Raw genomic sequence first — 13,406 nt, forward strand, 5'->3', positions numbered from 1 at the left:
AATCAGGTCGAGGTCGAGAACCGGTAGCCTGCACCGCGCACGGTCTGCACCATGTTTTCAGCGCCGAACGGTTCCAGCGTCTTGCGCAGCCGGCGGATGTGCACATCGATGGTGCGCTCCTCCACGTATACGCTGCCGCCCCACACATGGTCCAGCAACTGGGCACGGGTGTATACGCGCTCGGGGTGGGTCATGAAGAAGTGCAGCAGGCGGTACTCGGTCGGGCCGATCGGCACCGGCTGGTCGCCGGCGAACACCCGGTGCGCGGCACCGTCGATGCGGATGCTGCCCACCGCCACGCTGCCGTCCTCGTCGTCGTCGCGCGCCCGCCGCATCACGGCGCGGATGCGGGCCAGCAGTTCGCGGGCCGAGAACGGCTTCACCACGTAGTCATCCACCCCGGCCTCGAGCCCGCCGACGCGGTCGTTCTCTTCGCCGCGCGCGGTGAGCATGATGATGGGCACCTCGCGGGTGAGGGCCTCCTTGCGCCAACGCCGGGCCAGGTCCAGCCCGCTGGTGCCCGGCAACATCCAATCCAACAGGATCAGGTCCGGTACGCGGTCGGCGATGGCCGTCTGCGCTTCGCGGGCGTCACCGGCGTGGATCGGGTCGTAATCACCCTTGCGCAGGGCAAAGGCGACCATTTCGCGGATCGCGGGTTCGTCATCGACGATCAGGATGCGTTTCTGCACGTGCCCACCGTATTGCTCATCAGACCGGGATTGAGCCCAGTAGACTACGGTTTCATGACATGTTTGTGACGGCCATGAGGGCATTGCCATCCCACGGTCATCCGGGCGCGGTTCAGCGCCGTTCCAGCTCCGGGTCGTTGATGCCCTGCCGGCGCATCTCCAGCACGGTGGGGGTGATGCTTTCGATCCGCGCATCCACCCTGGCCCGGCCCACGTAATCCAGTGCGGGCTGCTTCTTGAGCGCCTGCAGCTGCATCAACGCCTGCTCCGGCCGCCCGTTCAGGAACGCGGCCTCGGCGTAGGCCTCGCTGGCGCGCAGGGTGTCGCCGGCCAGCTCGCTGGCGCGGGCATAGCGCTGCTGGAACACCGGATCGTTGCCGCTTTGCGACAACAGCGGGCGCAGCATCGCCTGCGCGCGCTGGCCGGCTTCGCGCCCGCCCTGTTCGTTCAGGATCTCGGCGTAGGTCAGCGCCACCGGGCGGCTGCCGGGGTGCTGGCGCAGCAGCGCGTCGAAGCGGGCGTTGGCCTGGGCCGGCTGGCCCGAGCGCGACTCGGACTCGGCCAGCGCCAGTGCCACCCACAGGTTGTCCGGGTGGTCCTTGAGCAGTTCGGTGAGGTCGCGCCGGGCCTCGGCCGCACCGCTGTTGCGCAGGCGTGCCAGGGCCAGCCCATAGCGCTGGGCGTCGTTGAGGCCGCTCTTCTGCGCGCGCTGCAGGTTCTGGTACTCGGTGGCCAGCTCGCCCGGGGTATCGGCGCTGAGCACGCGCAGGCGCTCGCGCGCCCACTCGAACTGGCCAGTGCCGCCCCGGCTCAGCGAATTCACCGAGATCTGCATCGAGGAAGGCAGCAGCGGGTTGGTGCGCCGGACCAGCGGGTCGGACAGCGCCGGGTCGGCCGGGTCCACCCGTTCCTGGCGCACCCCGCCGGGCACTTCGGTGGTGAGCAGCACCGTGTCCTTCTTCATCTGCTCGGCGCGGGCCTTGGCTTCGCTGATGCGGGTGGTGTTGACCGGGTGGGTCTGCAGGAAATCCGGTACCGAATAGCCGCCGGCATTGCCGCGCATCGAGGCGGACATGCGTTCGAAGAAGCCGGCCATCGCATCCACGTCGTAGCCGCTGCGGGCCAGGGTGCGGATGCCCAGGCGGTCGGCCTCCGATTCATTGCTGCGGGTGTAGTTGATCTGGCGCTGCTGCATCAGCCCCATGCCGGAGGTGATCGCGGCCATGGTGGCATCGCCGGAGGAGTTGCCGCCAGCCTGCTGCGCGGCCACCACCGCCGCCAGCATGCCCAGCAGGATCGGGATCTGGTCGCGCTGGGCCCGTTCCACCCCGCGCAGCACGTGCTGCTGGGTGACGTGGGCGATTTCGTGGGACAGCACCGCGGCCACCTCGTCCTCGCGCTCGGCGGTCAGCACCAGCCCGGCGTTGACCCCCACGTAGCCGCCCAGGGTGGCGAAGGCGTTGATCTGCCGGTCCCGGAGCATGAAGAACGTATAGGACTGGCGCGGCTGGGCGCTGTTGGAGCCCAGCCGGGCACCCATGGTCTGCAGCCAGTCGTCCACCAGCGGGTCATCCAGCAGGAAGCCGTAATTGCGCAGCTCGCGCAGCATCATCCCGCCGTACTCGGCCTGGCGCGCCGGGGTCAGCAGTTCACCGGCCGACGAGCCGATGTCCGGCAGCTTGCTGTCCTGGGCCGACGCCAAGGGGGCGGCCAAGGCCAGGGTCAACGCGGCAGAGAGCAGCAAAGGGCGCAAACAGGAACTCCTGGGGCTGCGGGTGATCCGCAGTGTTGCGGTGATGACATGGAAAATCCAGCGCAGGGCTACCATATACAGACACTCGTTCTGCCGTGGAGTTTCCCGTGAGCCAAGATGTCGCTTCCAACCCGGGTGGGACGCCGCCCATCACCATCTATTCGACTGCCGTCTGTCCGTACTGCGTGGCGGCCAAGAACTTCCTGAAGAGCAAGGGCCAGAGCTGGACCGAGGTCCGCATTGACCTGGACCCGGTCGAGCGCGAGAAGATGATGGCCAAGACCCGCCGCACCAGCGTGCCGCAGATCTTCGTCGGTGAGGTCCATGTGGGCGGGTACGACGACATGATGGCCCTGCACCGCGAAGGAAAGCTTGAGCCGCTGCTGAACGGGGAAGGGGCATGAGCGCTGCGGACGACGGCAGCAAGGACCGGATCGCCGAGTTCACCGAGTTCCGCCAGCGCATGAACCAGCGCATCCTGGGTGAGCCCAATCAGGTGGTGCGGCGCTTCTTCGCGCTCGACACCCAGACCTACCAGGCCGGCGCACTGGATGTGAAGACCAAGGAGCTGCTGGGCCTGGTCGCCTCGATGGTGCTGCGCTGCGACGACTGCATCAGCTACCACGTGGCCCAGTGCAAGGACGCCGGGGTGACCCGCGAGGAGTTCTTCGAGACCTTCTCGGTCGGTTTGGTGGTGGGCGGTTCGATCGTGATCCCGCATCTGCGCCGGGCCGTGGACTTTCTGGACCAGCTGGAAGGCGGCGCCGCCGCCCCGGCCGTCCACGAACATTGATGCATGACGCCGCCCGACCAACGGTCGGGCGCTACCCGGGCGCGCCACGGCGCCGGTAGGTACCGACCGTTGGTCGGTACGGGCCGAGGCGCTCCATGGGCCGGCCAACGGCCGGCGCTACCTTGGTCTATTTGGGGTCCGGGGGCTGGCTGGGGCATAATTGCGGGTGAAACTTCCCTTGCGCCGACGCTCCGGACCCCGGACCCACGGCGCTCCCCCTCGGTTCGGAAACAGATCAAATGACGCAGAAAATCACGGTCATCCGCGGTGACGGCATCGGCCCGGAGATCATGGACGCCACCCTGTTCGTGCTCGGCAAGCTGGACACCGGCTTTGAGTACGAAGATGCCGACGCTGGCCTGGTCGCGCTGGAAAAACACGGCGACCTGATGCCGGCCTCCACCCTGGAATCGATCGCACGCAACAAGATCGCCCTGAAGAGCCCGCTGACCACGCCGGTCGGTGGTGGCTTCACCTCGATCAACGTCAGCCTGCGTCGCCACTTCGACCTGTACGCCAATGTGCGTCCGGCGGTGTCGTTCCCGAACACCAAGTCGCGCTTCGGCGACGGCGTGGACCTGGTCACCGTGCGTGAGAACACCGAAGGCGCCTACCTGGCCGAAGGCCAGGAAGTGTCGGCCGACGGTGAAACCGCGTTCTCCGGCACCCGCATCACCCGCAAGGGCTCCGAGCGCATCGTGCGCTACGCCTTCGAGCTGGCCCGCAGCACCGGCCGCAAGAAGGTCACCGCCGTGCACAAGGCCAACATCATCAAGTCGACCTCGGGCCTGTTCCTGGCCGTGGCGCGCGAAGTGGCGGCCAAGTACCCGGACATCGAGTTCCAGGAAATGATCGTCGACAACTGCTGCATGCAGCTGGTGATGCGTCCGGAGCAGTTCGACGTGATCGTCACCACCAACCTGTTCGGCGACATCATCTCCGACCTGTGCGCCGGCCTCGTCGGCGGCCTGGGCCTGGCCCCGGGTGCCAACATCGGTGAGAACGCGGCGATCTTCGAAGCCGTGCACGGCACCGCCCCGGACATCGCCGGCCAGGGCAAGGCCAATCCGTGCGCGCTGCTGCTGGCGGCCGCGCAGATGCTGGACCATGTCGGCCAGACTGAAAACGCCGAGCGCCTGCGCAAGGCCATCGTGGCCACGCTGGAAGCCAAGGACTCGCTGACCGGCGACCTCGGCGGCACCGGCAACACCATGGGCTTCGCCCAGGCCATCGCCAGCCGCCTGTAACCGGGCGCTGTAGAGCCGACGGTAGAGCCGACTGTTAGTCGGCTGCTCCACAGGTAGAGCCGACTGTCAGTCGGCTGCTCCACAGAAAAAGGGCACCCCATCGGGTGCCCTTTTTCGTTGCGTTTACGCGCGGTCGAACAGCAGCCGACTAACAGTCGGCTCTACCCGCGTTGATGCTACGCCTCAACGTTGCTGCAACTTCGACAGCAGCCGCAGGAATTCCACATACAGCCACACCAGGGTGACCATCAGCCCGAACGCGCCGTACCACTCCATGTACTTCGGTGCGCGCGCGGCGGCGCCGGTTTCGATGAAGTCGAAGTCCAGCACCAGGTTCAGCGCGGCCACCACCACCACGAACAGGCTGAAGGCGATGCCGAGCCAGCTGGCTTCATGGATCACCGGCACGTTGATGTTGAAGAAGCTGAGCACGAACGAGGCCAGGTACAGCAGCGCGATGCCGCCAGTGGCTGCCACCACGCCCAGCTTGAAGTTCTCGGTGACCTTGATCAGGCCGCTGCGGTAGGCCGCCAGCAGGGCGAACAGGGTGCCGAAGGTGAGCAGCACGGCCTGGAACACGATGCCCGGGAAGCGCGCTTCGAACACCGCCGAGATCGCGCCCAGGAAGAAGCCTTCCACCAGTGCGTACATCGGCGCGGTGACCGGCGACCATTCCTTCTTGAACACCGTCACCAGGGCCAGGACCAGCCCGCCGATGGCGCCGCCGATGGCATAGATCATCGCGCCCGGGGCGATCTGGCCGTCGGCGCCGATGGTCTGGCTCCAGGCGAAGGCAGCAGTGAGCACGGTCAGCAACAGCAGGATGCCGGTCTTGTTGACCGTGCCGTTGATGGTCATCACCTGGTCGGGCGAGGTCACCACCGAGCCGCTGGCCAGGTCGAGGAACGTCGACTCCGAAAGTGCGGGATTGCCGCTGCGCATTGCCAATCTCCTTGAAGGGTAGGGGTAGGGCCGTCCGGCCGCTGCAGAAAGCATAGCGCCCGATCACGAATGTGAAAAACCTTGTGAAAACCGTTGACAGATGCCTCGCCGATTCCCACAATAGCCGACTCTTTCGGGGGGAACCTCGAGGGATCAAACCACCGGGGTATAGCGCAGTCTGGTAGCGCGCCTGCTTTGGGAGCAGGATGTCGGGGGTTCGAATCCCTCTACCCCGACCACATCCCGCTGCTCAAAACGGGATGGGAATGCGACAATCCGGTCCGGGCGCCCGTAGCTCAACTGGATAGAGCACCGGCCTTCTAAGCCGGCGGTTACAGGTTCGATTCCTGTCGGGCGCACCATCGGTGCAAGCGTCAGGATGTTTCAAACGAATAAACAGGTTTCAGTGGTGGCTGTAGCTCAGTTGGTTAGAGTACCGGATTGTGATTCCGGTGGTCGGGGGTTCGAATCCCCTCAGCCACCCCACTGATTTGAAGGACCCGTTTCACCGGAAGTGGATCGGGGTTGCAAAAAAAGGCGCAAACGCTAGACTATGCGCCTGGGATTTCAGGGCTGTTAGCTCAGTTGGTAGAGCAGTTGACTCTTAATCAATAGGTCCAAGGTTCGAATCCTTGACAGCCCACCAAGACAGAAGCCGCCTGGTTCGCCAGGCGGCTTTTTTCTTGCCTGCGATCCGGTATGGCGCGGACACGCATGGCATGTCCCTGCGCGGTGCCCGCCCCCATCGTCCGCGTCTGAACCATGTCCGCAGAAACCCCTTGCAACCCCGTGCGGCATTGCGTCATAATTCGCCTCCCGATTTTCGGGCTGTTAGCTCAGTTGGTAGAGCAGTTGACTCTTAATCAATAGGTCCAAGGTTCGAATCCTTGACAGCCCACCAAGACGAAAGCCATCCGGTCCGCCGGGTGGCTTTTTTCTTGCGCGCGATCCGGTATCGCGCGAACACGCATGGCGTGTCCCTACCGGCGACCTGCTTCCGGTCTTCACGTACAATGCGCACCAGCGCGAAAGTGGCGGAATTGGTAGACGCCCTGGATTTAGGTTCCAGTGCCGCAAGGCGTGGGGGTTCGAGTCCCCCCTTTCGCACCAGCTGACAGGGCAGGGGACTCCCCTGAACACGCCCCGGAATGACGTTCCCGGCACCCTGCTGGCGGCGCTGGCCGTTATCGGCCAAACTACAGGGCTGCGGCGGGCAGGCGCGTCCACGACCCCGCGTTCTCAACCCGTTTCATCCAATCACATCGTGCCGGGGGCGTCGCCACCGGTTGGCAGGAGTCAACATGCAAGCTTCGATCGAATCCACCGGCAATCTGGAACGCCGCCTGACCTTCTCGCTGCCGGAAGACCGCCTGCAGACCCACATCAGCGGCCGCCTGGGCGAAATCGCCCGCACCGCGCGCATCAAGGGCTTCCGCCCGGGCAAGGTGCCGGCCAAGGTGATCGAGCAGCGCTTCGGCCAGCAGGTTCGCAGCGAAGCCGTTGACGGCCTGCTGCGTGAGACCTTCGATGCCGCCATCCGCGAGCACGAACTGCGCATTGCCGGCGCGCCGCGCATCGACAAGGGCGACGCAGGTGAGTTCTCCTTCGTGGCCACCGTCGAGCTGGTGCCGGACTTCGGCGACGTCGACGTCAGCAAGCTGACCGTCGTGCGCCACACCGCCGAGATCAACGACGCCGACATCGACCAGATGATCACCAACCTGCGCGAACAGCGCCGCAGCTGGAGCCCGGTGGACCGTGGCGCCCAGGAGGGCGACCTGGTGGCGCTGGAAACCTGGTCGCAGGCCGGCGATGAGCGCCTGCCGGCCGAAGGCACCGAAAAGGGCAGCGTGGTGGTGGGCCAGGGCATGATGTTCGAGCAGATCGAACAGGGCCTGGTCGGCCTGGCCAAGGGTGAAGAAAAGACCCTGGACGTCGAGTTCCCGGCCGACTGGCGCGTGCCGGCGCTGGCTGGCAAGCAGGTCAAGGTCACCGTCAAGGCGGTGGACGTGTCCGCGCCGGTGCTGCCGGAGGTGGATGCCGAGTTCATCAAGAGCTTCGGCGTGAAGGGCGGCGACGTTGAACAGTTCCGCAAGGACATCCGCGCCAACCTGGAGCGCGAGCTCAAGGGCGCCCTGATGAACCGCCTGCGCCGTGAAGTGGGCGAGCAGCTGATCGCCGCCTACGCCTCGGTCGAGATGCCGCCGCGCCTGGTCGACAACGAAGCCCGCGCCATGCTGGCCCAGCAGGTCGAGCAGATCCGCCGCAGTGGCCGCAACCCGGGCGAAATCCCGGCCGACGCCCATGAAGGCTTCAAGGACGCGGCCGCCAAGCGCGTGCTGGTTGGCCTGCTGGTCGGCGAAGTGGCCCGCCGCAACGACCTGCGCCTGGACCCCAAGCGCCTGAACGAAACCATGCGCCTGATCGCCTCGACCTATGAAGAGCCGGAGCAGGTCATTGAGATGTACCGCAACGACCCCCAGCTGATGAGTGGGCTGCAGAACCGCGTGATGGAAGAGCAGGTGATCGACTGGATCGCCGAGCGCGCCCAGCACACGGAAGAGCAGTTGTCGTTCCAGGACGCGATCCGCCAGTAAGCGGCCCGCGTTTTACGCCCCGCGCCCCGGCGCGGGGTCGTTCCCCCCAAAATAGGTGCCTCACAATGGACAACCGAACCACAGCCCTGAACATGGTTCCGATGGTGGTCGAACAGACCAGCCGCGGCGAGCGCGCCTATGACATCTATTCGCGCCTGTTGAAGGAGCGCCTGATCTTCCTCGTGGGCCCGATCGACGATCACATGGCCAACGTGGTGGTGGCGCAGCTGCTGTTCCTGGAAGCGGACAATCCGGAAAAGGACATCAGCATCTACATCAACTCGCCCGGTGGCGTGGTCACCGCCGGCATGGCGATCTACGACACCATGCAGTACATCAAGCCGGACGTGAGCACCATCTGCGTCGGCCAGGCCGCCTCGATGGGCGCGCTGCTGCTGGCTTCCGGCGCCGCCGGCAAGCGTTACGCGCTGCCGAATTCGCGCGTGATGATCCACCAGCCGCTGGGCGGTTTCCAGGGCCAGGCCACGGATATCGACATCCACGCCCGTGAGATCCTGACCCTGCGTTCGCGCCTGAACGAAGTGCTGGCCAAGCACACCGGCCAGTCGCTGGAGACCATTGCGCGCGATACCGAGCGCGACAACTTCAAGAGCGCGGCCGATGCGGTGGCTTACGGCCTGGTCGACCAGGTGCTCGAGCGCCGTCCGGAAGAGTCGATCACCCCGGCCTGATGTGCCGCCAGGCCGGGAAACCGGCCTGTTTCCGCAGGGTCGGGCTGGACTGGCGTCCTCCCGACCCTGTGCTATTCTCGAATCGAACCCCCGTTCAGCGGGTGGGGTAACTGGGTAAGCGAAGCATGAGCGAAGACCGCCAAGGTCGTTCCACGGAAACCGGCAAGATCCTCTACTGCTCCTTCTGCGGAAAGAGCCAGCACGAGGTGCGCAAGCTGATTGCTGGGCCGAGCGTGTTCATCTGCGATGAATGCGTGGAGCTGTGCAACGACATCATCCGTGAAGAGCTCGAGGAAAAGGCGCAGTCGGCGCGCAGTTCGCTGCCCAAGCCGCGCGAGATCCTCGAAGTCCTGGATCAGTACGTGATTGGCCAGAACCGGGCCAAGCGCACGCTGGCCGTGGCCGTGTACAACCATTACAAGCGCATCGAGAGCCGCCAGAAGAACGACGAAGTCGAACTGGCCAAGTCCAACATCCTGCTGGTCGGTCCGACCGGTTCGGGCAAGACCCTGCTGGCCGAAACCCTGGCCCGCCTGCTCAACGTGCCGTTCACCATGGCCGACGCCACCACGCTGACCGAAGCCGGTTACGTGGGCGAGGACGTGGAAAACATCATCCAGAAGCTGCTGCAGAAGTGCGATTACGACGTCGAAAAGGCGCAGCAGGGCATCGTCTACATCGATGAAATCGACAAGATCTCGCGCAAGAGCGAGAACCCGTCGATCACCCGTGACGTGTCCGGCGAAGGCGTGCAGCAGGCGCTGCTGAAGCTGATCGAAGGCACCGTGGCCAGCGTTCCGCCGCAGGGCGGCCGCAAGCACCCGCAGCAGGAATTCCTGCAGGTGGACACCAAGAACATCCTGTTCATCTGCGGCGGCGCGTTCGCCGGGCTGGACAAGGTGATCCAGGCCCGCTCCAACGATTCGGGCGGCATCGGGTTCGGTGCCAAGGTCAAGAGCTCCGAGCGCAAGCAGGAAGTGGGCAAGGTGCTGGCCGAAGTCGAGCCGGAAGACCTGATCAAGTTCGGCCTGATCCCGGAATTCGTCGGCCGCCTGCCGGTCGTGGCGACCCTGGAAGAGCTGGACGAAGCGGCCCTGGTCAGGATCCTGACCGAGCCGAAGAACGCCATCACCAAGCAGTTCAAGAAGCTGTTCGAGATGGAGCACGTGGAGCTGGAGTTCCGGCCGGACGCCCTGTCTGCCATTGCCCGAAAGGCGCTCAAGCGCAAGACCGGTGCCCGCGGCCTGCGTACCATCGTCGAATCGGTCCTGCTGGACACCATGTACGACCTGCCTTCGGCAGAAAACGTCAGCAAGGTGGTGGTGGACGAATCGGTGATCGAACACAAGTCCGAGCCGTACCTGATCTACCAGACCCCGCCGGCTCCTGAACAGAAGGCCGCTGGCGCTGAATAATCCATCAAGCATTTGAATTGATGGACCTTTTTCAGAGCATCTTGCATCTGGACGCCGATGGCCCCATAACGGGGCCATCGGCTTTTTTGTATCCGGGTGACGCTGCCCGGAGGCCATCCCCACTGCTCAACTGGAGCCCACATGGCCCGTTCCCCAACTGAGACTCTCGACCTGCCGGTACTGCCGCTGCGCGACGTGGTGGTGTTCCCGCACATGGTCATTCCGCTGTTCGTCGGCCGCGACAAATCCATGCATGCGCTGGAGCAGGCGATGGAGGCGGACAAGCGCATCCTGCTGCTGGCGCAGAAGTCGGCCGAGACCGACGACCCCACCGCCGCCGATCTCTACCAGGTCGGCACCCTGGCCCAGGTACTGCAGCTGCTGAAGCTGCCCGACGGCACCATCAAGGTGCTGGTGGAAGGCCTGTCGCGCGTCAACGTCACCCAGGTCACCGAGCGCGACGGTTCGCTGCACGGCGTGGCCGAGGAAATCGAATCGGACGACGCGCGCGAGCCGCGTGAGGTCGAGGCGATCGCCCGTTCGCTGATGTCGCTGTTCGAACAGTACGTCAAGACCAACCGCAAGCTGCCGCCGGAGCTGCTGCAGACCCTGGCCGGCATCGATGAACCGGCGCGCCTGGCCGACACCATCGCCGCGCACATCAGCGTGCGCCTGGCCGACAAGCAGCGCCTGCTGGAAACCCTGCAGGTCGGCGACCGCCTGGAAATGCTGGTGGGCCTGGTCGACGGCGAGATCGACGTGCAGCAGATGGAGAAGCGCATCCGCGGCCGGGTCAAGTCGCAGATGGAAAAGAGCCAGCGCGAGTACTACCTCAACGAGCAGATGAAGGCCATCCAGAAGGAACTGGGCGACCTCGACGATGCGCCGGGCGAGCTGGAAGAGCTGGCGCGCAAGATCGCCGAAGCGGGCATGCCCAAGCCGGTGGAAACCAAGGCCAAGGCCGAGCTCAACAAGCTCAAGCAGATGTCGCCGATGTCGGCCGAAGCGGCCGTGGTGCGCAATTACCTGGATTGGCTGCTGGGCGTGCCGTGGAAGAAGCGCACCAAGGTGCGCAAGGACCTCAAGGTTGCCCAGGACACCCTGGATGCCGACCACTTCGGCCTGGACAAGGTCAAGGACCGCATCCTGGAATACCTGGCGGTGCAGTCGCGCGTGAAGCAGATGAAGGGCCCGATCCTGTGCCTGGTCGGGCCGCCGGGCGTGGGCAAGACCTCGCTGGGGCAGTCCATCGCCAAGGCCACCAACCGCAAGTTCGTGCGCATGAGCCTGGGCGGCGTGCGCGACGAGGCCGAGATCCGTGGCCACCGTCGCACGTACGTCGGCTCCATGCCGGGCCGCATCGTGCAGAACCTCAACAAGGTGGGCAGCAAGAACGCGCTGTTCGTACTGGACGAGATCGACAAGATGTCGATGGACTTCCGTGGCGACCCGTCTTCGGCGCTGCTGGAAGTGCTCGACCCGGAACAGAACAACGCCTTCAACGACCACTACCTGGAAGTGGACCTGGACCTGTCCGAAGTGATGTTCGTGGCGACCTCGAACTCGCTCAACATCCCCGGGCCGCTGCTGGACCGCATGGAAGTGATCCGCATCCCCGGCTACACCGAGGATGAGAAGCTCAACATCGCCATGCGCTACCTGGTGCCCAAGCAGCTCAAGGCAAACGGCCTGAAGCCGGAGGAGCTGGAAATCGAGGCCGACGCCATCCAGGACGTGGTGCGTTACTACACCCGCGAATCGGGCGTGCGCAACCTCGAGCGCGAAGTAGCCAAGATCTGCCGCAAGGTGGTGAAGGAAATCGCGCTGGGCGGTCCGGCGGTGCTGGCCAAGCCGGCCAAGGCCGGCAAGAAGGCCGCGGCGAAAAAGAAGGCACTGGTGGTGGTCAACGGCCGGAACCTGGAGAAGTACCTGGGCGTGCGCCGCTTCGACTTCGGCCGCGCCGAAGAGCAGAACGAGATCGGCCTGGTCACCGGCCTGGCCTGGACCGAAGTGGGCGGCGACCTGCTTCAGATCGAATCCACCCTGGTCCCCGGTAAGGGCGCGCTGATCCTGACCGGCCAGCTGGGCAATGTCATGAAGGAATCGGCCTCGGCCGCGTTGTCGGTGGTGCGTTCGCGCGCCGAGCGGCTGGGCATCGACGCCGAGTTCCTGCAGAAGCATGACGTGCACGTGCACGTGCCCGATGGCGCCACCCCGAAGGACGGCCCCAGCGCCGGCATCGCGATGGTGACCTCGTTGGTGTCGATGCTGACCAAGGTGCCGATCCGCGCCGAAGTGGCGATGACCGGCGAGATCACCCTGCGTGGTCGCGTCACCGCCATCGGTGGCTTGAAGGAAAAACTGCTGGCGGCGCTGCGCGGTGGCATCACCACCGTGATCATCCCCGAAGAGAACCGCAAGGACCTGGCCGACATTCCGGCCAACGTCACCCGCGACCTGAAGATCATTCCGGTGAAGTGGATTGAAGAGGTGCTGGACCTGGCCCTGGAAACGCCGCTGACCGCGCCCAAGCCGAAGAAGGATGGGCAACGCGTCACAGTGCGGGGCAAGAGCAAGACACCATCCGCAACGCGCGTCAAGCACTGACGCGCGCATGGGAAATGCCCGAAACCCGCGTCGTTATTGGCTTTTCAGCTTGCGCGGGTAGGGGTGCGCTGGTATAAAAGCACCACTCGCAAGTCAGCAGACGCTGACGGGTGCGAATCGAGAACTTCACTGGCGTCCGGCCACGTAGCGGGCCGGATGCTTCACTGTCGAACATGCGGAATCCCCGCCAAAGGAGCTGTACAGAATGAACAAGACCGAATTGATCGACGCCGTTGCCGAATCCGCTGACCTGACCAAGGCCGAGTCGCAACGCGCTGTCGATGCCGTCATCGCTGCTGTCACCAAGGCCCTGAAGGGCGGTGATGCGGTGACCCTGGTGGGCTTCGGTACGTTCCAGGTGCGCGACCGCGCCGCCCGTACCGGCCGCAACCCGAAGACCGGCGACACCATCAAGATCGCTGCGTCGAAGAATCCGTCGTTCAAGGCTGGCAAAGCCCTGAAGGATGCCGTAAACTAAGCGGCTTGCTGGGGTGCTTAGCTCAGCGGTAGAGCGTCTCCTTTACACGGAGAGGGTCGGGGGTTCGAAACCCTCAGCACCCACCATGCACCGCCAGTAAAAGTTTGAAATGTGGAGCGGTAGTTCAGCTGGTTAGAATGCTGGCCTGTCACGCCGGAGGTCGCGGGTTCGAGTCCCGTCCGCTCCGCCA

Annotated in this window: 11 protein-coding genes and 8 tRNA genes; 16 read left to right on the forward strand and 3 right to left on the reverse strand. The window is 65.0% G+C overall.

The features are described 5' to 3' along the window. Window positions 1-2: 2 nt before the first annotated feature. Together phoB and V9K91_RS10585 are read right to left on the reverse strand one after the other, a co-directional pair. Complete coding sequence (gene phoB, locus V9K91_RS10580; RefSeq protein ID WP_068849561.1) at window positions 3-692, reverse strand: phosphate regulon transcriptional regulator PhoB; 690 nt, start codon at window positions 690-692, stop codon at window positions 3-5. 112 nt (window positions 693-804) lie between these two features. Then, complete coding sequence (locus tag V9K91_RS10585; RefSeq protein WP_095364538.1) at window positions 805-2,445, reverse strand: M48 family metalloprotease; 1,641 nt, start codon at window positions 2,443-2,445, stop codon at window positions 805-807. Window positions 2,446-2,552: 107 nt separating this feature from the next. On the opposite strand from V9K91_RS10585, the gene grxC reads away from it, so the two are divergent. The 3 genes from grxC (at window position 2,553) to V9K91_RS10600 (ending at window position 4,485) form a co-directional block, all read left to right on the forward strand. Continuing rightward, on the forward strand, window positions 2,553-2,849 hold the full coding sequence (gene grxC / locus V9K91_RS10590) for a glutaredoxin 3 (RefSeq protein ID WP_068849564.1): 297 nt from the start codon (window positions 2,553-2,555) through the stop codon (window positions 2,847-2,849). Continuing rightward, on the forward strand, window positions 2,846-3,238 hold the full coding sequence (locus V9K91_RS10595) for a carboxymuconolactone decarboxylase family protein (RefSeq protein WP_038690172.1): 393 nt from the start codon (window positions 2,846-2,848) through the stop codon (window positions 3,236-3,238). Before grxC ends, V9K91_RS10595 begins: the two co-directional genes overlap by 4 nt. 239 nt (window positions 3,239-3,477) lie before the next feature. Next, window positions 3,478-4,485, forward strand: coding sequence for an isocitrate dehydrogenase (locus V9K91_RS10600; RefSeq protein ID WP_068849569.1), 1,008 nt, complete (start codon window positions 3,478-3,480; stop codon window positions 4,483-4,485). 183 nt (window positions 4,486-4,668) lie between these two features. On the opposite strand, the gene V9K91_RS10605 is transcribed toward V9K91_RS10600, so the two are convergent. Further along, entirely contained in the window at window positions 4,669-5,427 is a 759-nt protein-coding gene (locus V9K91_RS10605; RefSeq protein WP_068849571.1) for a Bax inhibitor-1/YccA family protein, read from the reverse strand. 162 nt (window positions 5,428-5,589) lie between these two features. On the opposite strand from V9K91_RS10605, the gene V9K91_RS10610 reads away from it, so the two are divergent. The 13 genes from V9K91_RS10610 to V9K91_RS10670 all read left to right on the forward strand — a co-directional run bounded on the left by V9K91_RS10610 (window position 5,590) and on the right by V9K91_RS10670 (window position 13,406). Continuing rightward, window positions 5,590-5,666 (forward strand) — tRNA-Pro (locus V9K91_RS10610). Window positions 5,667-5,712: 46 nt separating this feature from the next. Then, window positions 5,713-5,789, forward strand: a tRNA-Arg gene (locus V9K91_RS10615). 47 nt (window positions 5,790-5,836) lie between these two features. Further along, a tRNA-His gene (locus V9K91_RS10620) sits at window positions 5,837-5,913 on the forward strand. An 84-nt stretch (window positions 5,914-5,997) separates the two neighbouring features. Next, a tRNA-Lys gene (locus V9K91_RS10625) sits at window positions 5,998-6,073 on the forward strand. 179 nt (window positions 6,074-6,252) lie between these two features. Beyond that, a tRNA-Lys gene (locus V9K91_RS10630) sits at window positions 6,253-6,328 on the forward strand. 124 nt (window positions 6,329-6,452) lie between these two features. Further along, a tRNA-Leu gene (locus V9K91_RS10635) sits at window positions 6,453-6,537 on the forward strand. Window positions 6,538-6,728: 191 nt separating this feature from the next. Then, window positions 6,729-8,024 (forward strand): trigger factor, encoded by a 1,296-nt coding sequence (tig, locus tag V9K91_RS10640; protein ID WP_068849573.1) that lies wholly within the window; start codon window positions 6,729-6,731, stop codon window positions 8,022-8,024. Between the two features lie 65 nt (window positions 8,025-8,089). After that, on the forward strand, window positions 8,090-8,716 hold the full coding sequence (gene clpP, locus V9K91_RS10645; RefSeq protein WP_038690153.1) for an ATP-dependent Clp endopeptidase proteolytic subunit ClpP: 627 nt from the start codon (window positions 8,090-8,092) through the stop codon (window positions 8,714-8,716). Between the two features lie 125 nt (window positions 8,717-8,841). Continuing rightward, complete coding sequence (gene clpX / locus V9K91_RS10650; RefSeq protein ID WP_068849575.1) at window positions 8,842-10,131, forward strand: ATP-dependent Clp protease ATP-binding subunit ClpX; 1,290 nt, start codon at window positions 8,842-8,844, stop codon at window positions 10,129-10,131. A 141-nt stretch (window positions 10,132-10,272) separates the two neighbouring features. After that, window positions 10,273-12,738 (forward strand): endopeptidase La, encoded by a 2,466-nt coding sequence (lon, locus tag V9K91_RS10655; RefSeq protein ID WP_336442920.1) that lies wholly within the window; start codon window positions 10,273-10,275, stop codon window positions 12,736-12,738. 205 nt (window positions 12,739-12,943) lie between these two features. Then, window positions 12,944-13,216, forward strand: coding sequence for an HU family DNA-binding protein (locus V9K91_RS10660; RefSeq protein ID WP_068849578.1), 273 nt, complete (start codon window positions 12,944-12,946; stop codon window positions 13,214-13,216). An 11-nt stretch (window positions 13,217-13,227) separates the two neighbouring features. Next, window positions 13,228-13,302: transfer RNA gene (locus V9K91_RS10665), tRNA-Val, on the forward strand. A gap of 27 nt (window positions 13,303-13,329) precedes the next feature. Then, window positions 13,330-13,406 (forward strand) — tRNA-Asp (locus V9K91_RS10670).

The organism is Stenotrophomonas sp. CCNWLW57, assembly GCF_037203925.1.
In the GTDB taxonomy this organism is placed as follows: Bacteria; Pseudomonadota; Gammaproteobacteria; order Xanthomonadales; family Xanthomonadaceae; genus Stenotrophomonas; species Stenotrophomonas rhizophila_A.